At 71.5% G+C, this 20,598-nt stretch carries 23 protein-coding genes; 15 read left to right on the top strand and 8 right to left on the bottom strand.

All coding sequences use genetic code 11. The features are described 5' to 3' along the window. Positions 1-199 precede the first annotated feature (199 nt). The 3 genes from fabG (at position 200) to ABTY40_RS07050 (ending at position 2,436) form a co-directional block, all read left to right on the top strand. Positions 200-904, top strand: coding sequence for a 3-oxoacyl-[acyl-carrier-protein] reductase (gene fabG, locus ABTY40_RS07060; RefSeq protein ID WP_345280641.1), 705 nt, complete (start codon positions 200-202; stop codon positions 902-904). 4 nt (positions 905-908) lie between these two features. Then, positions 909-1,685, top strand: a complete 777-nt coding sequence (gene fabI, locus ABTY40_RS07055) for an enoyl-ACP reductase FabI (protein ID WP_345280639.1) — start codon at positions 909-911, stop codon at positions 1,683-1,685. Between the two features lie 238 nt (positions 1,686-1,923). Further along, positions 1,924-2,436, top strand: a complete 513-nt coding sequence (locus tag ABTY40_RS07050) for a hypothetical protein (protein ID WP_352058576.1) — start codon at positions 1,924-1,926, stop codon at positions 2,434-2,436. On the opposite strand, the gene ABTY40_RS07045 is transcribed toward ABTY40_RS07050, so the two are convergent. Further along, positions 2,384-3,085: a FadR/GntR family transcriptional regulator gene (locus ABTY40_RS07045; RefSeq protein ID WP_352058816.1), complete on the bottom strand. Its 702-nt coding sequence runs from the start codon at positions 3,083-3,085 to the stop codon at positions 2,384-2,386. The two genes, ABTY40_RS07050 and ABTY40_RS07045, sit on opposite strands and share 53 nt — an antisense overlap. Positions 3,086-3,148: 63 nt before the next feature. On the opposite strand from ABTY40_RS07045, the gene ABTY40_RS07040 reads away from it, so the two are divergent. The 4 genes from ABTY40_RS07040 (at position 3,149) to ABTY40_RS07025 (ending at position 5,588) form a co-directional block, all read left to right on the top strand. After that, positions 3,149-4,546, top strand: a complete 1,398-nt coding sequence (locus ABTY40_RS07040; RefSeq protein WP_352058575.1) for a CynX/NimT family MFS transporter — start codon at positions 3,149-3,151, stop codon at positions 4,544-4,546. Positions 4,547-4,563: 17 nt separating this feature from the next. Then, a complete protein-coding gene (locus tag ABTY40_RS07035; protein WP_309054261.1) occupies positions 4,564-4,680 on the top strand; it encodes an SGM_5486 family transporter-associated protein in 117 nt (38 codons plus the stop codon). A 150-nt stretch (positions 4,681-4,830) separates the two neighbouring features. Then, positions 4,831-5,049, top strand: a complete 219-nt coding sequence (locus ABTY40_RS07030; RefSeq protein WP_352058574.1) for a hypothetical protein — start codon at positions 4,831-4,833, stop codon at positions 5,047-5,049. Between the two features lie 20 nt (positions 5,050-5,069). Next, positions 5,070-5,588, top strand: coding sequence for a SixA phosphatase family protein (locus tag ABTY40_RS07025; protein WP_352058573.1), 519 nt, complete (start codon positions 5,070-5,072; stop codon positions 5,586-5,588). A 161-nt stretch (positions 5,589-5,749) separates the two neighbouring features. Here ABTY40_RS07025 and serB read toward each other — a convergent pair whose 3' ends face one another. Then, the gene (gene serB / locus ABTY40_RS07020; RefSeq protein WP_352058572.1) at positions 5,750-6,964 is read right to left on the bottom strand and encodes a phosphoserine phosphatase SerB; all 1,215 of its coding nucleotides are present in this window, start codon (positions 6,962-6,964) and stop codon (positions 5,750-5,752) included. Between the two features lie 249 nt (positions 6,965-7,213). Between serB and ABTY40_RS07015 the strand changes: the two genes are divergently transcribed. Continuing rightward, on the top strand, positions 7,214-9,820 hold the full coding sequence (locus ABTY40_RS07015; RefSeq protein WP_352058571.1) for an ABC transporter ATP-binding protein/permease: 2,607 nt from the start codon (positions 7,214-7,216) through the stop codon (positions 9,818-9,820). A gap of 80 nt (positions 9,821-9,900) precedes the next feature. On the opposite strand, the gene ABTY40_RS07010 is transcribed toward ABTY40_RS07015, so the two are convergent. Further along, positions 9,901-10,683 (bottom strand): transglycosylase SLT domain-containing protein, encoded by a 783-nt coding sequence (locus ABTY40_RS07010; protein ID WP_352058570.1) that lies wholly within the window; start codon positions 10,681-10,683, stop codon positions 9,901-9,903. Between the two features lie 633 nt (positions 10,684-11,316). Between ABTY40_RS07010 and ABTY40_RS07005 the strand changes: the two genes are divergently transcribed. Continuing rightward, complete coding sequence (locus ABTY40_RS07005) at positions 11,317-12,462, top strand: GAF domain-containing sensor histidine kinase (RefSeq protein WP_352058569.1); 1,146 nt, start codon at positions 11,317-11,319, stop codon at positions 12,460-12,462. After that, entirely contained in the window at positions 12,455-13,099 is a 645-nt protein-coding gene (locus ABTY40_RS07000; protein ID WP_345280621.1) for a response regulator, read from the top strand. Before ABTY40_RS07005 ends, ABTY40_RS07000 begins: the two co-directional genes overlap by 8 nt. A gap of 64 nt (positions 13,100-13,163) precedes the next feature. Here the strand turns inward: ABTY40_RS07000 and ABTY40_RS06995 are convergent, their stop codons facing one another. Beyond that, positions 13,164-13,955 carry an Rv1486c family protein gene (locus ABTY40_RS06995; RefSeq protein WP_352058568.1) on the bottom strand — a complete coding sequence of 264 codons (792 nt, stop codon included), beginning with the start codon at positions 13,953-13,955 and terminating at the stop codon, positions 13,164-13,166. Positions 13,956-14,110: 155 nt separating this feature from the next. On the opposite strand from ABTY40_RS06995, the gene ABTY40_RS06990 reads away from it, so the two are divergent. From ABTY40_RS06990 to ABTY40_RS06975, 4 genes are all read left to right on the top strand, one after another. Then, positions 14,111-14,908, top strand: a complete 798-nt coding sequence (locus tag ABTY40_RS06990; RefSeq protein WP_352058567.1) for an ABC transporter ATP-binding protein — start codon at positions 14,111-14,113, stop codon at positions 14,906-14,908. A 74-nt stretch (positions 14,909-14,982) separates the two neighbouring features. Continuing rightward, positions 14,983-15,411: an NfeD family protein gene (locus ABTY40_RS06985; protein ID WP_352058566.1), complete on the top strand. Its 429-nt coding sequence runs from the start codon at positions 14,983-14,985 to the stop codon at positions 15,409-15,411. Positions 15,412-15,504: 93 nt separating this feature from the next. Beyond that, a complete protein-coding gene (locus ABTY40_RS06980; protein ID WP_352058565.1) occupies positions 15,505-16,443 on the top strand; it encodes an SPFH domain-containing protein in 939 nt (312 codons plus the stop codon). A gap of 91 nt (positions 16,444-16,534) precedes the next feature. Beyond that, positions 16,535-17,308, top strand: a complete 774-nt coding sequence (locus ABTY40_RS06975) for a sulfite exporter TauE/SafE family protein (protein WP_352058564.1) — start codon at positions 16,535-16,537, stop codon at positions 17,306-17,308. 125 nt (positions 17,309-17,433) lie between these two features. On the opposite strand, the gene ABTY40_RS06970 is transcribed toward ABTY40_RS06975, so the two are convergent. The 3 genes from ABTY40_RS06970 to ABTY40_RS06960 all read right to left on the bottom strand — a co-directional run bounded on the left by ABTY40_RS06970 (position 17,434) and on the right by ABTY40_RS06960 (position 19,470). Then, a complete protein-coding gene (locus ABTY40_RS06970) occupies positions 17,434-17,940 on the bottom strand; it encodes an HNH endonuclease (protein WP_352058563.1) in 507 nt (168 codons plus the stop codon). A 165-nt stretch (positions 17,941-18,105) separates the two neighbouring features. Next, positions 18,106-18,645: a YbhB/YbcL family Raf kinase inhibitor-like protein gene (locus ABTY40_RS06965; RefSeq protein ID WP_352058562.1), complete on the bottom strand. Its 540-nt coding sequence runs from the start codon at positions 18,643-18,645 to the stop codon at positions 18,106-18,108. A 42-nt stretch (positions 18,646-18,687) separates the two neighbouring features. Further along, positions 18,688-19,470, bottom strand: a complete 783-nt coding sequence (locus tag ABTY40_RS06960; protein WP_345280607.1) for a sporulation protein — start codon at positions 19,468-19,470, stop codon at positions 18,688-18,690. A gap of 85 nt (positions 19,471-19,555) precedes the next feature. On the opposite strand from ABTY40_RS06960, the gene ABTY40_RS06955 reads away from it, so the two are divergent. Beyond that, complete coding sequence (locus ABTY40_RS06955) at positions 19,556-20,218, top strand: DNA-3-methyladenine glycosylase (protein WP_352058561.1); 663 nt, start codon at positions 19,556-19,558, stop codon at positions 20,216-20,218. A 149-nt stretch (positions 20,219-20,367) separates the two neighbouring features. On the opposite strand, the gene ABTY40_RS06950 is transcribed toward ABTY40_RS06955, so the two are convergent. Further along, on the bottom strand, positions 20,368-20,598 hold a 231-nt coding region (locus tag ABTY40_RS06950), incomplete at its 5' end, for a hypothetical protein (RefSeq protein ID WP_352058560.1).

The following is a 20,598-nucleotide window of genomic DNA, read 5'->3' as shown; positions in this document are numbered from 1 at the left end:
GGGTCCCAGATGGCACAGCTGTCTCCTGTCGTGCGATGCCGGTCGCCCTGATCATGTCGCGCTTTCGGCCGTGGTGCCCAGAGTTTCTGTAGGGACCCGACAGCGACATCCGTACGCGACTGTCAGGGCCCGATTCCCCGGATCGCGGAGGGGCCCGATAGGTTTTCGGTAACCAGACAGCTATCGAAAGGGTGATCCGTTGAGCCGCTCGGTTCTCGTCACCGGAGGCAACCGGGGCATCGGCCTGGCCATCGCCCGCGCGTTCGCCGAGGCCGGCGACAAGGTCGCCATCACGTACCGCTCCGGTGAGCCGCCGGCCGGCTTCCTGGCCGTCAAGTGCGACATCACCGACGCGGAGCAGGTGGAGCAGGCCTACAAGGAGATCGAGGAGAAGCACGGTCCGGTCGAGGTCCTCGTGGCCAACGCCGGCGTGACGAAGGACCAGCTCCTGATGCGCATGTCCGAGGAGGACTTCACGTCCGTCCTCGACACCAACCTCACCGGCACCTTCCGGGTCGTCAAGCGCGCCAACCGCGGAATGCTGCGGGCCAAGAAGGGCCGCGTCGTCCTCATCTCCTCGGTGGTCGGCCTGCTGGGTTCCGCGGGCCAGGCCAACTACGCCGCGTCCAAGGCCGGTCTGGTCGGATTCGCCCGCTCCCTGGCCCGTGAGCTCGGCTCGCGCAACATCACTTTCAACGTCGTCGCGCCCGGCTTCGTGGACACCGACATGACCGCCGTGCTCACCGACGAGCAGCGCGCGGGCATCGTCTCCCAGGTTCCCCTGGGCCGTTACGCGCAGCCGGAGGAGATCGCCGCCGCGGTGACCTTCCTCGCGTCCGACGACGCCTCGTACATCACTGGAGCCGTCATCCCGGTTGACGGCGGATTGGGCATGGGTCACTGATCACATGAGCGGAATTCTCGAGGGCAAGCGCATCCTGATCACCGGTGTGCTGATGGAGTCCTCCATCGCCTTCCACACCGCGAAGCTGGCCCAGGAACAGGGTGCGGAGATCATCCTCACCGCGTGGCCCCGGCCGTCGCTCACCGAGCGCATCGCCAAGAAGCTGCCCCGGCCCGAGAACGTCAAGGTGCTGGAGCTCGACGTCTCCAACGACGAGCACCTCGCCCGCCTGGAGGGCCAGGTCCGCGAGCAGCTCGGCGACCGCCTGGACGGCGTCGTCCACTCCATCGGCTTCGCCCCGCAGGACGCCCTCGGCGGCAACTTCCTCCAGACCCCCTTCGAGTCGGTCGCGACGGCCATGCACGTCTCCGCCTTCTCGCTGAAGTCCCTCACCATGGCGCTGCTGCCGCTGATGAACCAGGGCGGCTCGGTCGTCGGCCTCACCTTCGACGCCCAGTACGCCTGGCCGCAGTACGACTGGATGGGCCCGGCCAAGGCCGCCCTGGAGGCGACGAGCCGCTACATGGCCCGTGACCTGGGCAAGCAGAACATCCGCTGCAACCTGATCTCCGCCGGCCCGATCGGCTCGATGGCCGCCAAGTCCATCCCGGGCTTCAGCGAGCTCGCAGCCGTCTGGGACAGCCGTTCCCCGCTGGAGTGGAACCTGGCCGACCCGGAGCCGGCCGGCCGCGGTGTCGTGGCGCTGCTCTCCGACTGGTTCCCGAAGACCACGGGCGAGATCATCCACGTCGACGGCGGTCTGCACGCGATCGGCGCCTGACGCGTTTCCCGGCGGGCCGGCCCGGCGCCGTCCCGAGCCGGCCGAGGGCCGTACGGCCGCCCCTTCCGGGGGTGCCGTGCGGCCCTCGCGCCGTCCCCGGACTCTCCCCCGGGGGGCGCCGTGTCCGCCGAACGGGTTCCTGACCAGGCCTTTCGCTCCCAACTCGAAAAGTCGCCCAAATCCCTCCAGACTGGTCGGAGCGTGATGTTCCGGCTACTGCCGGGGAGGAGGTGCGGACATGCGCGCGATACCCAGCGGCTTCGCCGCGTTCGCCTCGGTCGCCGCCCTGCTCGCGGGGCTCGCCGTCGCCGCCGACGTCCGCGCCGCCCCCGTGCCGGCCGAGGACCTCTCCACCGCGGCGACCCTGCCCGCGGGGGAGCCCGTACGGGCCGGGGACGATCTCGACGGAGCCGGGAAGCGTGCGGGGGAGCCCGTACGGGCCCGGGCGGGCGACGGGGCCGGGAAGCCCGAGGGCGGGGAGCCCGAGAACTTCGGCGCCTCCTGCCGCACGGTCGTCCAGGGCTCCCGCGTCACCGCCTACTGCCGCAACCCGTACCCCGTCACGGACCGGGTCCGCCTCCACGTCGAGTGCGAGCGCTGGTGGGACCTCGACACCGACAGCGCCCCCGTCGACGTGGTCCCCACCGACTACGCCCGGATCACCGCCCGCTGCTGGAAGGAGGTGGCGGCCGCCTGGCTCACCCACCAGCCGGTGGATCCGCCTCCCGCCCGGGACTCCTCAGGCACATGAAGGGATAGCCGGCCGCCTCCGCTGCGGCCCGCTCGGCGTCCCCGTCCCGGATCGCGTCGACGAGCCGCGCGTGGTCCATGTGGTTCTCCGGCCGCAGCTCCCGCCCCACGTCGTCGCGCAGCCAGTCCCGCAGCACGTCACCCAGGTCCGCGTACAGCTCGGTGAGCACCTCGTTCCCGGACGCGGCGACCACCGCGTGGTGGAAGGCCGCGTCCGCCGTCACGAACCGCTCGGCGTCCCCGGACTCCCACGCCTCCTCCCGTCGTACGAGCAGGGCGTCGAGCTGCTTGAGGTCCCGTTCCGAGCGCCGCAGGGCCGCGAACCGGGCCGCCGCCGACTCCAGCGTCGACCGCAGCTCGGCCACGTGCCGGGGGTCGGAGCCGGCGAAGCGCCGGTGCATGACGCCGGCGAGCTCGCTGGTGGCGACGACGTACGTCCCCGAACCCTGCCGGATGTCGAGCAGACCGTTGTGGGCGAGGGCCCGGACCGCCTCACGGACGGTGTTGCGGGCCACGCCCAGCTGCTCGACCAGCTCGGGTTCGGTCGGGATCCGGGAACCGACCGGCCACTCGCCGGAGGTGATCTGGTTCCGCAGCTCGGCGATCACCTGATCGGAGAGTCCCGTGCGGCGGGGATGGCCGAGGGCCATGGAGCACCGTCCCATTCGTTCGAGATTGGACAACCAATCATCCCATGATTCTATGATGGTTCCATGCCCGACGAGCCGAAGACCCTCGACCCCACCGCCCGGCCGGCCGCGATCCCGGCCCCCGCCCCGGCACCCGAGACCACCACCGGCCCGACCGGAGGTCCCGCGTCCGCCGGGGACGCCCCGGCCGCGGAACAGGCCGGGCAGGCCCGGCCCGCTCCCGCCGTCCGGCGCTGGACCCTCGGCCTCGTCACCGTCGGACTCGTCCTGGCCGCGCTCAACCTGCGCCCCGCCATCACCAGCCTCGGCGCCCTCCTCGAAGAGGTCAGCGCGAACCTCCACATGAGCGGCACGGTCGCCGGAGTCCTCACCTCCGTCCCGCCGCTCTGCTTCGCGGTCTTCGGCATCACCGCACCCCGCCTCGCCCGCCGCTTCGGCCCGGCCGCCGTCGTCTGCGCCGGCATGGCCGCGATCTTCGCCGGCCTCGCGCTCCGGCCCCTCGCCACCGGCACCGCCGCCTTCCTCGCCGCCAGCGCGCTCGCCCTCATGGGCATCGCCGTCAGCAACGTGCTGATGCCCGTCATCGTCAAGCGGTACTTCCCCGACCGCGTCGGCTCCATGACGGGCCTGTACTCGATGGCGCTGGCCCTCGGCACCTCCGTCGCCGCGGCGGCCACCGTCCCGATGACCGACGCCCTCGGCGGCGACTGGCGCCTCGGCCTCGGCGTCTGGGCCGCCCTCGCGGCCCTCGCCGTCCTGCCGTGGCTCCCCGTCCTGCGTGACCGCGACCGCGGTCCGGCCGGAGGCGGGAACGGGGACGGGGCGCGCACGGGGGAGAGCGGTACGGCTCCCCGCGGCGCGACGCCGGCCGGCGCCCCCGCGCCCCGCGTCACCCGCTCCCGCACCGCCTGGGCGCTCGGCTGCTTCTTCGGCCTCCAGGCCACCGGCGCCTACATCACGATGGGCTGGATGCCGCAGATCTTCCGCGACGCCGGCGTCCCCGCCTCCACCGCCGGCGTGCTCCTCGCCGTCACCATGGTCATGGGCGTCCCGCTCGCCTTCGTGATCCCGCGCCTGGCGACCCGGATGCGGACCCAGGGCCCCATCGTCGTCGCCCTCGCCACCTGCGGCCTCGCCGGCTACACCGGCCTGCTGCTCGCCCCGGCCGCCGGAGCGTGGCTCTGGGCGCTGCTCCTCGGCGTCTCCAACTGCTCCTTCCCGCTCGCCCTCACCATGATCGGCCTGCGCTCGAGGACCGGTGCCGGAGTCGTCCGCCTCTCCGCCTTCGCGCAGAGCGTCGGCTACCTCATCTCCATCCCGGGACCGCTCCTCGTCGGCGTGCTCTACCAGCACAGCGGCGGCTGGGGCCTGCCGATCGCCCTCATGGGCGGCCTCATGGTGCCCCAGATGCTCGCCGGCATCCTCGCCGGACGGGACCGGACCGTCGAGGACGAGTGCTGAGATGCGAGACTGGGCCCATGCCAGTCCTCGAACCCAATCCCCAGAACGGCCAGAAGAAGCTGCTCGTCGTGCTCGGCGCGATGCTCGGCATCACGGTCCTCATCGCCGTCGTCGCCACGCTCGCCTCCCCCTGACCGGCGGGCGTACGGGGGCTGTCCCCCCTGTCCCCTAGGGGGCGCGTCTCCGGGACACATGGGTGGATCACCTGATGGGCCGGCGCGCCGGTGATCCCTACGGTGGAGACACCGCGAAAAGCGGATCCCCACCACCCCTCGGAGGCGGCCATGCCGGCGCGTTCGCACAGCAGTGTCCCCACCCCGTCCGCCGGCGTCGACACCCGGCTGCCCTGGTGGGCCCTCGCCCTCCCGGTGGCGGCCTTCACCACCCTTCTGCTCCTCATGTCCGGGCCGGGCGAGAGCCACGCGGCCTCCGGGGAAGCGGGGGTCGAGCGGGTCCTGGAGCGCGTCCAGCAAACGCTCTCTCTCCGAGTCAACGGAGCCTGATCCGTGCGAAGCTGGGGACCATGAGCGTCGAAACACCCCGCAGGATCGTGCTGCTCCGGCACGCGAAGGCAGACTGGCCCCAGGTGTCCGACCACGAGCGGCCGCTCGCCGAGCGCGGACGCCAGGACGCCCCCGTCGCGGGCCGCCGGCTCGCCGACGCCGGCCACCGCTTCGACCTGGCCCTCTGCTCGACCGCCGCCAGAACCCGCGAGACGTGGAAGCTGGCCGTGCACGAGCTTCCCGAGCGCCCGAGGACCGTCTACGAGGAGCGGATGTACGAGGCCTCGCTCGGCGAGCTCATCGCCCTGCTCAACGAGGTCCCGGACGACGTCCACGACCTCCTGCTCATCGGACACAATCCCGGCATGCACGCCCTCGCCGACGCCCTGTCCGGCCAGGCCGACGGCGACCTGCTGGCCCGTATGAACCGCAGCGGCTTCCCGACCGCCGCCTTCGCCGTCGTCACCTTCGACGGCACGTGGAAGTCGGTGGAGCACGGCGTGGGACGCCTCGTGGACTTCTGGGCCCCCCACGCCTGACCCTGCCCCCGTCGGGCCCTGCCCCGCCCCACCGGGTCCGCCGCGCGGCCCGTACGGTCCTGTGACCCGTATGACCGCAGGAGCGGGCTTCCGACCCGTACGCGAAGGGGCCCGGCCGCCTCCCGGCGGCCGGGCCCCTCACAGACGCTCCGTACCGGCACTCAGTGCGACGGGACCTCGCCGCCGTCCGCGGCCTCGACCTCTTCGCGGGTGATCCCCAGCAGGTAGAGCACCGTGTCCAGGAACGGCACGTTCACCGCCGTGTGCGCGGCCTCCCGCACCACCGGCTTGGCGTTGAACGCCACCCCGAGCCCGGCCGCGTTCAGCATGTCCAGGTCGTTGGCCCCGTCACCGATCGCCACGGTCTGCGCCAGCGGCACCCCGGCCTCCGCCGCGAACCGGCGCAGCAGCCGCGCCTTGCCCGCCCGGTCCACGATCTCCCCGGTCACCCGGCCCGTCAGCTTGCCGTCGACGATCTCCAGCGTGTTGGCCTGCGCGAAGTCGAGCCCGAGACGTTCCTTCAGGTCATCCGTGACCTGCGTGAATCCGCCCGAGACCACGCCGACCTGGTAGCCGAGCCGCTTCAGCGTACGGATCAGGGTGCGGGCGCCGGAGGTCAGCCGGACCTCCGCGCGGACCTTGTCCACCACGGAGGCGTCCAGACCGGCCAGCAGCGCCACCCGCGCGTGCAGCGACTGCTCGAAGTCCAGCTCGCCGCGCATGGCCGCGGCCGTCACCTCGGCGACCTCGTCCTCACAGCCCGCGTGCGCCGCGAACAGCTCGATGACCTCGTCCTGGATCAGCGTCGAGTCGACGTCCATGACGACCAGCCGCTGCGCCCGCCGGTGCAGCCCCGCCGAGACCACGGCGACATCGACGCCGACCCGGTGCGCCTCGGTGGCCAGGGCGGTGCGCAGCGGCTCCGTCTCGCAGCCCGACACGGCGAACTCGACCGCGGTCACCGGATACTTCGCCAGCCGGAAGATGCGGTCGATGTTGCCCCCGGCCCCGGCGATCCTGGCCGCTATGGCCGCCGTCTGCTCGGCCGTCAGCGGGTGCCCGAGCACCGTGACGTGGGAGCGGCCGTGGCCGCGCGGCCGGTTGTCACCCGTGCCCGAGATGATCTCGGCCTGCAGTTTCAGGGACTCGGCCCAGCTGTGCACGGTGGCCCGCAGCTCCCCCTGGGAGGTGACGGTCGGCTCGGTGACGAGCGCGCACAGGACGAGGCGGCCGCGGGAGACGACCTGCTCGATGTCCACGACGTCGACGGAGAAGGCGGCGAGGGTGTCGAAGAGTCCGGCGGTGATCCCGGGACGGTCCTTCCCGAAGATCTTGACGAGAAGGGTGGGAACGTCTGAGGTCTGCGATGCGCTCATGGTGGTTCCACCGTATCGGGCACGGCGTGCCACCCGGCCCCCCGTCCCGCCCAGCGGACACCCGGGCCGGTCCCCGCACCCCGCCCGCCGGGCCACCGCCGCCCGCCCCGGGGCCCGCCCGAGCGCACCCGCCCCCGGGTCTTCACACGGCCCGACTTCCGGATACGGGACCGGGCCTGAAATAGTTCCCCCCGGATGATTCGCCATCCCTGGACTCCCGGCGACCGGGGGGACATCGGGGGACAAGTAGTGGGGCATGGAGTGCCAGAACTCGTACTGGAATTGAACGGCAGGACCTGGACCCTCGATCCGGCCAGGTCGTACACCCTGGGCCGCGATCCGCAGGGTGACCTGGTCATCGACGACGCCAGGGTCTCGTGGCGCCACGCCACGATCAGCTGGGGCGGCCGGAGCTGGGTCATCGAGGACCACGGTTCCACCAACGGCACCTTCGTCCACGGGCAGCGGATCCAGCAGCTGGAGATCGCCCCGGGCACGACCGTCCACCTCGGCAACGCCACCGACGGCCCGCGGCTGAATCTCTCCGCCGGCGGCCCGGCCGCGCAGCAGGCGCCGATGCCCGCGCAGCAGGCCCACGCCCAGGCCCCCGCTCCGCACGCCCAGGCCCCCGCCGCCCACGGCGCCGCCCCGGCCGACTGGGCCGCCGCGCAGGCCCCGCGGCACCAGGGCTGGCAGCAGCAGGCGCCGCAGCCCGCGGCCGTACCGCCCCAGGTCCCCCACCAGCAGGGCCCCGCCGGACACCCGGGCCAGGGCGGCCCCGTCGAGCAGCTCGCGCAGAAGGTGCCGGGCACCCGGGGAGCCGCAGGCGCCTCCTCGGCGTACGCCGAACGCAGCCCCACCACCTTCCACCAGCTGGCCCTCGGCCACGTCATGCGCATCGGCCGCGCGCTCGAGAACGAACTGGTCGTCTCCGACCTCCAGGTCTCGCGCCACCACGCCGAGTTCCACGCGACCCCCGACGGCCGCTTCGAGATCCGTGACCTCGGCTCGCACAACGGCACCTACGTCAACGGCCAGCCGATCCCCAAGGGCGGCACCGCCCTCCTCGGCCCCCAGGACATCGTCGGCGTCGGCCACTCCACCTTCCGGATCGTCGGCGGCCAGCTGGAAGAGTTCGTCGACACCGGCTCCGTCTCCTTCTCGGCCCGCCACCTCACGGTCACCGTCGACGGCGGCAAGCAGATCCTCAAGGACGTCAGCTTCGGCGTCCCCGAGAAGTCGCTCATCGGCGTCATCGGCCCCTCCGGCTCCGGAAAGTCCACCCTCCTCAAGGCGCTCACCGGCTACCGGCCCGCCAACGAGGGCGACGTCCTCTACGACAACCGCAGCCTCTACAAGCAGTTCGCCGAGCTGCGCCAGCGCATCGGTCTGGTCCCGCAGGACGACATCCTGCACAAGGAGCTGACCGTCCAGAAGGCGCTCCGCTACGCCGCCAAGCTCCGCTTCCCCGGCGACACCGCCGCCGCCGAGCGCGAGGCCCGCATCGACGAGGTGCTGCGCGAGCTCAAGCTCGACATCCACAAGGAGAAGAAGGTCACCTCCCTCTCCGGTGGCCAGCGCAAGCGCGTCTCCGTCGCCCTGGAGCTGCTGACCAAGCCGTCGCTGATCTTCCTCGACGAGCCCACCTCCGGCCTCGACCCGGGCATGGACCGCGACGTCATGCAGCTCCTGCGCGGCCTCGCCGACGACGGCCGTACGGTCCTCGTCGTCACCCACTCCGTCGCCGAGCTGGGCCTGTGCGACAAGCTCCTCGTCATGGCTCCCGGCGGCTCCGTGGCCTACTTCGGCCCGCCGGACGAGGCGCTGAACTTCTTCGGCTACGCCAGCTGGGCCGACGTCTTCTCCGCTTTCGAGAACTACCGCGACTACGACTGGGCCGGACGCTGGAAGGGCTCGCAGCACTACCAGCTGTACGCGGCCGACATCGACGCCGTCGCCGCCCAGCCCGTCCAGGTCCCGCAGCAGGCGGTGTCCCGCCCGCCCAAGCCGCAGGGCTGGGGCTCGCAGCTGTGGACCCTGATCCGCCGCTACACCTCGGTGATCGCCTCCGACAAGGGCTTCCTCGCCCTCATGGTGATGCTTCCCGCGGTGATCGGCTCGGTCTCCGTCGTCATCCCCGCGAAGTTCGGCCTGGCCCCGCCCACGCCGCCCCACCGGTTCAACGGCGACGCCGGCATCATCATGCTGATCCTCGCGGTCGGCATGTGCTTCTCCGGCGCCGCCAACTCCGTCCGAGAACTGATCAAGGAACGGGTGATCTACGAACGGGAGCGCGCCACCGGTCTCTCCCGCTCCGCCTACCTGATGTCCAAGGTGATCGTCCTCGGTGTCATCACGGCCTTCCAGGGCGTCATCCTCTGCGGCATCGGCTTCGCCATCCGCGAGCTGCCCGCCGAGGGCCTGCTCATGCCGCCGGCCGTCGAGCTCTGCCTCGTCGTCATCGCCCTCGGCCTGACCTCGATGATGGTCGGCCTGGTCATCTCCTCGCTGGTGAAGACCGCCGAGAAGACCATGCCGCTGCTCGTCATGTTCGCGATCGTCCAGGTCGTCTTCACCGGCATCCTCTTCAAGGTCTTCGGCTCGCCCGGCCTGGAACAGTTCGCCTGGCTCATGCCGTCCCGCTGGGCCATCGCCGGCGCCGGCACCACGCTCGACCTCGCGCACCTCATGGCGCCGTGGGACCCGAAGAACCCCACCGACCTGGACCCGCTGTGGGAGCACAGCGCCGGCCAGTGGACCTTCAACATCGGCGTGCTGCTGTTCATGACCGTCGTCCTCGGCTTCGTCGTGGCCCGGCTGCTGCGCCGCCACGAGCCCGAGGTCATGCGCAAGTGACGACCCCGTGACGACGCCGAAGGGCGGCACCCCGCGTGGGGGTGCCGCCCTTCGGCGTACGACAGGGGAACCGCGCCGGATCAGTAGGCGCTGTTGACGTTGTCGATCGAGCCGTAGCGGTCGGCCGCGTAGTTGGCGGCGGCGACGATGTTGGCGACCGGGTCGTACTGGTCGAACTTGGTGCCCGGCACGTGGTACGCCTTGAAGGTCGGGTAGATGACCTGCAGCAGACCCTTGGACGGGACGCCGTTGATGGCGTTGATGTCCCAGTTGTTGATGGCCCGCGGGTTGCCGCTGGACTCGCGCATGATGTTCTTGTGCAGCCCGTGGTAGGTGCCCGGGATGTTGTGCTTGTCCATGATGAACAGCGCCTCGCGGATCCAGCCGTCGAGGTTGTTCGCGAAGACCGGCGCGCGGACGGCGGCACGGCTCGCGACGGTCTTCGTCGCGGCACGCTTCTTCACGGCGGCCTTGGCACGGGCCTGCGCCTCGGCCTTGGCCTTCGCCTGAGCCTGGGCCTTCGCCTTGGCGGCGGCGGCCGCCTTGGCCTTCGCGGCGGCCTGCGCCTTGGCCGCGGCGGCGGCCTTGGCCTGTGCCTCGGCCGCCTGCTGCGCCTTCAGGCCGACGGTGGTCCGCTGCTCGGTGACGCTGGCGGCCAGCGCCTTGGCCTGCGGGCTCTGGGCGTCGTACGCCCAGGCCACCTGCTGGGTGCCGGCGAGGGCCTGCGGCTCGGTTTCGGTGGAGCCGTTACCGGGGACGAGGGAGAGCGTGAGCGCCGCGGCGCCCAGAGCGGCGACGCCGGCGATCGTGGCCTTGTGGGTCTTCTTCAGACCACGACTGTGGCCAGGGGTGTTCGCAGACATGCAGGACTACCTCTTCGAATCGCTGGGGGTCGTCGCTGGGCCGGGGCGGCGCTGCGCCTGCTCGGCGGCGACGGTGGCAATTCTTAGCGGCCGCAAAAACCTGTGGCAAAGGTGTGACGTACGATCCCGGATAGTGGATCAGGGGCCCGTGCACAGGCCACCCACGCGGCCCCCCGGCCCACTCACCCCGCACTGATGCGGCCTTTACCCCTCCACTAGGGAGATTCGTAAGTGACCTGCGTCCTATGCGCGGGCTCACACCCGCCCCCCGGAGGGGTCACGGCACGTTGCGCCAGCAATGCGCACAGTGAGCCGCCTCCTCCCTGCGGACGACCCGACCCCGCGTCCGGTCCGACCCAGGGTCTTTCTTCCGGATCAGGCCGGATCAGGGAGCGGCGTCCGGTGCTTGGGGTCTCCCCGGGCCCGCAGGGCCCAGGGGAAGATCGCAAGGCGGAGGAGGGAGTCCATGCGGTGGGGGTACCTCCCGTGCCCGGAGGGCTACGGGGGAGAGCGGGCGTGCCAGGCGACGCGAGCCCGGCAAGATCCGGAAGAAAGGCCCTAGGTCTCGAGTCCTGCTCCGGGGCCGTCCCCGGGCGGATACGCACCGTCACACCCCGCCGGTACGGTGAGCCCATGAGCCATCGACCGAGCTCCGGCCTGGCCGCCGTGAGCACCGCACTCCTCGCGATGAGCCGCCACCTGGAGGTGCGCGACGTCCTGAAGACGATCGTCGCCTCCGCCCGCGAGCTGCTCGACGCCGAGTACGCGGCCCTGGGCGTCCCGGACGACCACGGCGGCTTCGCCCAGTTCGTCGTCGACGGCGTCAGCGACGAGCAGTGGCGGGCGATCGGCCCCCTGCCCCGCCAGCACGGCATCCTCGCCTCGATGCTCCACAAGGCCGAGCCCGAGCGCCTCGCCGACGTCCGCCACGACCCCCGCTTCGAGGGCTGGCCCGACGCCCACCCCGAGATGTCCGACTTCCTCGGCCTCCCGGTCCGCGACGGGGACGAGATCCTCGGGGCCCTCTTCCTCGCCAACAAGCGCTGCCCCCGGCCCGGCGGAGACTGCGGCTTCACCGAGGAGGACGAGGAACTCCTCGGCATCCTCGCCCAGCACGCCGCCATCGCCCTCACCAACGCCCGCCTCTACGAGCGCAGCCGCGAACTCACCATCGCCGAGGAGCGCTCGCGGCTGGCCCACGAGCTGCACGACGCCGTCAGCCAGAAGCTGTTCTCCCTGCGCCTCACCGCCCAGGCCGCCGCCGCCCTCGTGGACCGCGACCCGGCCCGCGCCAAGGGGGAGCTCCAGCAGGTCGCCGCGCTCGCCGCCGAGGCCGCCGACGAGCTCCGCGCCGCCGTCGTGGAGCTCCGCCCCGCCGCCCTCGACGAGGACGGCCTCGTCCACACCCTCCGTACCCAGATCCAGGTCCTGGACCGCGCCCACACCGCCCGGGTCGTCTTCGACAGCCAGGGGGTACGGGCCCTGCCCGCCGCCCAGGAGGAGGCGGTCCTCCGGGTCGCGCAGGAAGCCCTGCACAACGCCCTGCGCCACGCCGACGCCGGACTCGTCACCGTCTCCCTGTCCCGCGCCGGCCACGGCGCGCGGCTCGCCGTCACCGACGACGGGAAGGGCTTCGACCCCGGTACGGTCCGCAGTGCCGGCCGTCACCTCGGCCTGGTCTCCATGCGGGACCGGGCGAGCGGCGTCGGCGGACGCCTCACCGTGACCTCGGCCCCGGGCGAGGGCACCACGATCGAGATGGAGGTCCCCGGTGGCTGACAAGCCCATTCGTGTCCTGCTCGTCGACGACCACCAGGTCGTCCGCCGCGGACTGCGCACCTTCCTGGAGGTCCAGGACGACATAGAGGTCGTGGGGGAGGCCGCCGACGGCGCCGAGGGCGTCGCCCGCGCCGAGGAGCTCCGTCCCGACGTGGTCCTCATGGACGTCAAGATGCCCGGGACCGACGGCATCGAGGCGCTCAAGCGGCTGCGCGGACTCGGCAACCCGGCCAAGGTCCTGATCGTCACCAGCTTCACCGAGCAGCGCACGGTCGTGCCCGCGCTGCGCGCCGGAGCCTCCGGGTACGTGTACAAGGACGTCGACCCCGACGCGCTCGCCGGCGCCATCCGCTCCGTCCACGCCGGTCACGTCCTGCTCCAGCCCGAGGTCGCCGACGCCCTCCTCGCCCAGGACGACCCGCAGGGCGGCACGGGACGCGGCTCGACGCTCACCGAGCGGGAGCGGGAGGTCCTCGGCCTCATCGCGGACGGACGCTCCAACCGGGAGATCGCCCGGGCCCTCGTCCTCTCCGAGAAGACGGTCAAGACCCACGTCTCGAACATCCTGATGAAGCTCGACCTCGCCGACCGCACCCAGGCGGCCCTCTGGGCGGTCCGCCACGGCCTCACCCGCTGACCGGGGCCGGGACCGCGCCCCCGGCCCGGCCCACGGCCGCCCCGGGCGAGCCGGGCGGCAGCGGTCAGAACCCCCGCTCCCGCTCCCTCTCCTCCACATAGGAGTTGTACGCGGCGACCTGCGCCCTGCGGGCCACCCGCTCCACCGGCCGCAACGCCGCCCCCCGCGCCGCCATCTCCGAGGCGCTGACCGCGCCCCCGTGGCCGTGGCCGTACGCCAGGTCCACCAGGAGACCGATCCGCCGGGCCAGCTCCAGGACGCGAACCGCCCGCGGGGGATAACCAGGGGCCAGAACCTCGCGCCCCGCCTCGGACCGCGCCCGGTACGCCTCCCTCGCCACGTCCGCCGCCGGGCCCGAGGCCGCCACGTCCAGCCGCGTCAGGACCGTCGTCGCCTCGCGCAGGGCCTCCGCCAGTTCCCGCTCCGCCTCACCGAGCGAGGGGACGTCCGCCGGCGGGGTCTCCCGGACCGCCAGACAGTGCCAGAGCACCTCCACGTGCCGGTCGCCCTCCGGCCCGACCTCCGAAACCTCGGGCACGAGACCGTACGGCGCCCCGAAACCGACCGCCGCCTCCTCCGCCTCCAGCGCCCGCGCGTTGAACTCCGGCGGACCGCTCAGCCCCAGCGGATGCCCCGGCGCCGGCAGCGCCACCCGCCACCCGGTCACCCCGAGCCGCCGCAGCCGCCCCAGGGCCAGCGTCAGCCCCACCGGGACCGGCTCCCCGGGCAGCCCCGTCACGCGGTGCACCGCGTCCTCCCCTACAACGGCCGACGCCGCCTCGTCCGGCGACACCGCCCCGGCCAGCAGCGCATTGCCCCAGGCGGCCAGACGTCCTGAGCGTGGTTCCGAAAGCATCCCCCCAGAGTAGGGACTCCGGGCGGGCCCCAGGGACGCCAAGCACGCCCTAGGGACCGGGCCGCCCCACCGATAACGTAGGTTTTCCCCTGGACGCCGCGCCCACCGGCGCACGGCGACGAAACGACTCGACCGCAAGGGGAGACAACGCGCTCATGAGCGATGTACTGGAGCTGGTGGACGTATCCGTGGTCCGCGACGGACGGGCTCTGGTGGACGAGGTCTCCTGGTCGGTCAAGGAGGGTGAGCGCTGGGTGATCCTCGGCCCCAACGGGGCCGGCAAGACCACCCTCCTCAACATCGCCTCCAGCTACCTCTTCCCCACCAAGGGCACCGCCACCGTCCTCGGCGAGCAGCTCGGCGGCGTCGGCACCGACGTCTTCGAACTCCGTCCCCGCATCGGCATGGCCGGCATCGCCATGGCGGAGAAGCTGCCCAAGCGCCAGACCGTCCTGCAGACCGTCCTCACCGCCGCGTACGGCATGACCGCCACCTGGCACGAGGACTACGACCCGGTCGACGAGCAGCGCGCCAAGGCCTTCCTCGACCGCCTCGGCATGAACGACTACCTGGACCGGAAGTTCGGCACCCTCTCCGAGGGCGAGCGCAAGCGCACCCTGATCGCCCGCGCCATGATGACCGACCCCGAGCTCCTCCTCCTCGACGAGCCCGCCGCCGGCCTGGACCTCGGCGGCCGCGAGGACCTCGTCCGCCGCCTCGGCCGCCTCGCCCGCGACCCGTACGCCCCCTCCATGGTCATGGTCACCCACCACGTGGAGGAGATCGCCCCCGGCTTCACCCACGTCCTGATGATCCGTCAGGGCAAGGTGCTCGCCGCCGGCCCCATGGAGACCGAGCTCACCTCCCGCAACCTCTCCCTCTGCTTCGGCCTTCCGCTCCTCGTCGAGCGCGTCGGCGAGCGGTGGACCGCGCACGGCCTGCCCCTGAAGTGATCCGCCCGCGCCGGCGTCCCGCACAGCCGCCCGCGCCCTGTCCGGAAGGCCCCGCCCGCCCCTACCATGACCCCGTGGACATCGACGCATGGGTCTGGTGGCTGATCGGCGCGGTGGGGCTCGGCATTCCCCTGGTCCTGACAGCCATGCCCGAATTCGGCATGTTCGCCGTCGGGGCGGTCGCGGGAGCCGTGACCGCCGCCCTCGGCTTCGGCATCGTCGCCCAGGTGGTCGTCTTCGTCGTGGTCTCCGTGGCGCTCCTGGCGGTGGTCCGCCCCATCGCCGCCCGCCACCGCGACGGCGGACCCCGGCTCTCCAGCGGCGTGGACGCCCTGAGAGGCCGTCAGGCGATCGTGCTGGAACGGGTCGACGGCGACGGAGGCCGCATCAAGCTCGCCGGCGAGGTCTGGTCGGCCCGCGCGCTCGACACCGGGCAGAGCTTCGAACCCGGTGACCGGGTCGACGTCGTCGAGATCGACGGGGCCACCGCCGTCGTCATGTGACCGAACCTCGCCCATGACGCTCCGCCATCTGGGAAACTCGATCATCGAAAGCAACCCGGCAGACAACCGGCAGCGAAGGGCACGGGGAACACGATGTCAGCAGTCATCATCGTCCTGATCATTCTGGTGGTGCTCGTCTTCATCGCCCTGATCAAGACGATCCAGGTCATCCCGCAGGCCAGCGCGGCCATCGTGGAGCGGTTCGGCCGCTACACCCGCACGCTCAACGCCGGACTCAACATCGTCGTCCCGTTCATCGACACGATCCGCAACCGGATCGACCTCCGCGAGCAGGTCGTCCCCTTCCCGCCGCAGCCGGTGATCACCCAGGACAACCTGGTCGTCAACATCGACACCGTCATCTACTACCAGGTGACCGACGCCCGCGCCGCGACCTACGAGGTCGCCAGCTACATCCAGGCGATCGAACAGCTCACCGTCACCACCCTCCGCAACATCATCGGCGGCATGGACCTGGAGCGGACCCTCACCTCCCGCGAGGAGATCAACGCGGCCCTGCGCGGCGTCCTCGACGAGGCCACCGGCAAGTGGGGCATCCGCGTCAACCGCGTCGAGCTCAAGGCCATCGAGCCCCCGACCTCCATCCAGGACTCGATGGAGAAGCAGATGCGCGCCGAACGCGACAAGCGCGCCGCCATCCTCACCGCCGAGGGCACCCGGCAGTCCGCCATCCTCACCGCCGAGGGCGAGAAGCAGTCCCAGATCCTCCGCGCCGAGGGTGAGGCCAAGGCCGCCGCCCTGCGCGCCGAGGGCGAGGCCCAGGCCGTCCGCACCGTCTTCGAGGCCATCCACGCGGGCGACCCCGACCAGAAGCTGCTCTCCTACCAGTACCTCCAGATGCTCCCGAAGATCGCCGAGGGCGACGCCAACAAGCTCTGGATCGTGCCCAGCGAGATCGGCGACGCGCTCAAGGGCCTCTCCGGCGCCTTCGGCAACCTCGGGCCCGGCGCCCCCGGCTTCAACACCAAGGGCAGCGGGTCCGAAAGGCGAGAAGAACCCACCGTTGACTGACACGTACACGTAACTCCGTGCATGATCGGTGCGAGCCCCTCGACCCTGCCGCACGCAGGGCGGGGAGGCGAGCCACTGACCATGTAAGGAGATGGCGTTGTCCATCTGGGAAGCGCTGGCGGTCTTCGCCGCCGGCATCGGCGCGGGAACCATCAACACGATCGTCGGATCGGGAACGCTGATCACGTTCCCCGTCCTCCTCGCCACCGGACTGCCCCCGATCACCGCCAACGTGTCCAACACCCTCGGGCTCGTCCCCGGCGCCGTCAGCGGCGCCATCGGCTACCGCCGCGAGCTCAAGGGCCAGACCCGCCGCGTCCTGCGCCTCGGCACCGCCGCCCTCCTCGGCGGCCTCACCGGTGCCGTCCTGCTCCTGGCCCTGCCGTCCGACGCCTTCGACGCGATCGTGCCCGTCCTCATCGGCCTCGCGCTCGTCCTCGTCCTCCTCCAGCCCCGCATCGCCGCGGCCCTCAAGCGCCGCCGCGAACAGACCGGCACCGAGGCCCACCCCGACGGCGGCCCCGTCCTCCTCCTGGGGCTGCTCCTCGCGAGCATGTACGGCGGCTACTTCGGCGCCGCCCAGGGAGTGCTCTACCTCTCCCTCATGGGCCTGCTGCTCCACGACAACCTGCAGCGCGTCAACGCCGTCAAGAACATCCTGGGGGCCCTCGTCAACGGCGTCGCCGCCGTCTTCTTCCTCTTCGTCGCCGAATTCGACTGGACGGCCGTCCTCCTCATCGCCGTCGGTTCCACCGTCGGCGGCCAGATCGGCGCCAAGGTCGGACGCCGTCTGCCGCCCACCGTCCTGCGCGGCGTGATCATCGCCGTCGGCGTGGTGGCCATCCTCCAGCTCACCCTGAAGTGACCGGAAGGGCCCGCCTCCCCGAGAGGAGACGGGCCCTTCCCGTACGTCACCGGCCGCGGGCCCCCACCGGGTCCTCGCGCCTCATGCGGCACACCGGTCCGTCCGTCCGACGCCTCTCACCTGACTCACGCGGCTGCGTTCGCCAGCCACTCCGGCAGCTCCGACCGCTCACCCGCCCGCATCGCCAGCAGCATCGCGTCCGCCGGCGTCGGTACGAACGGCTGGTGCAGCAGCGGCATCCCCGCCTGCTCGGGCGTGCGGTCCGCCTTGCGGTGATTGTCCTCCGCGCAGGACGCCACCGTGTTCAGCCAGCTGTCCCCGCCACCCTGCGCCCGGGGCACCACGTGATCCACCGTGGTCGCCCGCTTCCCGCAGTACGCGCACCGGTGCTGGTCCCTGATCAGCACCCCCCGCCTCGACCACGGGGCCTGTCTTCGGAACGGCACCCGTACGTACCGGCAGAGCCTGATCACCCGGGGCACCGGCAGATCGACGGCGGCACCGCGCACCCGCAGCTCGGGATGGGCCTGCTCGACGACGGCCTTGTCCTGCAGGACGAGCACCACCGCACGGTTGAGTGTGACCGTCGACAGCGGCTCGAAGCTCGCGTTGAGTACCAGCGTGTCCCGCATGTTGCCCACCTCCCGTATGCCGGCCCGCCGCCCCCCGGCGGGGCTTCGAGCTTGGATCAACGATGGCCGGGCCGGCCGAGTCGGACAACGCAATTTCCCGTGCAACAAAAGATGCCCGCTTCTGATCTCTCCAAGACCAGAAGCGGGCAAACAACAAACGAACGATCAGTCCTCGGCGGGAGCGGCGTATTCCCCGATCAACTGCGCGCGGCCCAGCGTGTGGAACCGCAGGTTGAAACCGACCGCGGCCGGCGACGTGTCCGCGTCCGGCCCGAGCTTCTCGGTGTCCACCGCGTACACGGTGAAGACGTACCGGTGCGCGGGATCCCCGGCCGGGGGAGCGGCGCCCCCGAATTCCTTCGCCCCGTAATCGTTCCGCGCGTGCACGGCACCCGTCGGCAGTCCCTCGAACGACCCCGAACCGGCGCCGGCCGGAAGCTCCGTGACCGATGCCGGGATGTCGAACAGCACCCAGTGCCAGAACCCGCTGCCCGTGGGGGCGTCCGGGTCGAAGCAGGTCACGGCGAAGCTCTTGGTCTCCGCAGGGAACCCCTCCCAGCTCAGGTGCGGGGAGACGTTCCCCTCCGCGTACACCTGGGCGTCCTTCAGCACACCGCCCGGCGCGATGTCCTCGCTCACCACCGTGAACTCCGGCACCGGCGGATGGAAGTCGTGCGGCAGGGGCGCCCTCTTGCCCTCGGACATGTCGAAACCCTTCGAATCGCCCGTCGTACTGACGAACCGAGCCTAGAGCCAGTTGCGGCGACCGCCGACCTCGGCGAGCCACTGGTTCAGGTAGGCCGCCCAGTCGGTGGTGTGGAAGTCGTTCAGGCCGACCTTGAAGGCCCGGAAGGAGTCGCTGCCCTCACCGAACAGACCCGGCTTCTTGTCCATCTCCAGGACGACGTCCATCTCGCGCTCGTCGGCGACGAAGCTGACCTCGACCTGGTTCAGGCCCCGGTACTGCTGCGGCGCGAAGAACTCGATCTCCTGGTAGAACGGCAGCTTCTGCCGCGTCCCACGGATGTGACCGCGCTCCATGTCGGCGCTCTTGAAGCGGAAGCCCAGCTGGACGAAGGCGTCCAGGATCGCCTGCTGCGCCGGAAGCGGGTGCACGTTGATCGGGTCCAGGTCGCCCGAGTCCACGGCGCGGGCGATCTCCAGCTCGGTGGTCACCCCGATGTTCATGCCGGGCAGCCGCTGACCGGCCACCGACGTCACGGGCGTCTCCCACGGGATCTCCAGACCGAACGGCACCACGTGCACCGCCCCGGCCTTCACCTCGAAGGCACCACCGAGCCGTACCTTGACGAACTCGAGATCCTGCTTGTGCTCCTGGTCGCCGCCCTCGACCTCCACACGCGCCTGCAGCCCCACGGACAGACCCTCGATCTGCTGGTCGACGCTGCCGCCCTGGATCCGCACCTCACCCTGGACGACACCACCCGGAACCACGTTCTCCTCGGTGAGCACCGTCTCCACGGTGGCCCCACCGGCACCCAGGCTCGCCAGCAGCTTCTTGAACCCCATGTTCCACTCCTTCTCTGTCCTGACCCCTACATACGCGTCAGGACCGTAGCCGGTTCCCCCGCGGTCCCCGTTACCCTCGGACGCCATGACCGAGAGCCCCGACCGTACGCCGATTCCCCGCGCCTTCTTCGACCGCCCTGTCCTGGACGTCGCCCGCGACCTCCTCGGCCGCACGCTCGTGCGCACCTCGGAGGAGGGCCGGATAGAGCTCCGCCTGACGGAGGCGGAGGCGTACGCCGGCGCGATCGATCCGGGCTCGCACGCCTTCCGCGGCCGCACGGCCCGGAACGCCGTCATGTTCGGGCCGCCCGGACACGCGTACGTCTACTTCACGTACGGGATGTGGCACTGCCTCAACGTGGTGTGCGGCCCCGAGGGCGAGGCGAGCGGGGTGCTGCTGCGCGCGGGCGAGATCCTCACGGGCGCCGACCAGGCCCGCGCCCGCCGCCGCTCGGCCCGCACGGACACGGAACTGGCGAAGGGCCCGGCCCGCCTGGCCACGGCCCTGGACGTCGCCCTCTCCCTGAACGGCACCGACGTCTGCGCCGGCCCCGGCGCCCCTCTCTCCCTGCTCCACGGCACCCCGCCCCCGGCGTCCCGCATCCGCCAGGGCCCCCGCACCGGAGTCGGAGGCGACGGCGCCCCGCACCCCTGGCGCTTCTGGATCGCGGACGACCCGACGGTCAGCCCCTACCGCGCTCACCAGCCCCGCAAGCGGAGACTTGACTCCGGCCGGACGAACGCCTAACGTATTCCGAGCCGCAGGAACCGGCCTGCTTGTTCAAGCACTCCGGAGCGGCCACCCACTACCTCTGAAGATCACCCCCGGGCGGGGCGTATTTCGGCATTCCGAAATTCGTTTCGAACGACTCGATTATGAGTCGCCGAGGGAATCGGCTAAAGTAGTGACCACGCCGAAAGGCAAAGGCCGCCAACAGGCCACCGGATACAGAATCCGAACCGGAAACGGAACGGAAAAAGGATCTGGTAAGGTTGGAAACGAAGGAAGCGCCCGGAGGGCCTGGAAACAGGAACGAAGGAAGCGTCCGCACCTTGAGAACTCAACAGCGTGCCAAAAATCAACGCCAGATTAGTTGATACCCCGTCCATCTTCGGATGGTCGAGGTT

Origin of the sequence: Streptomyces sp. NPDC126503, assembly GCF_040302405.1 — a bacterium.
Classification (GTDB): domain Bacteria; phylum Actinomycetota; class Actinomycetes; order Streptomycetales; family Streptomycetaceae; genus Streptomyces; species Streptomyces gulbargensis.
This window is presented reverse-complemented; position numbering and strand designations above follow the sequence as displayed.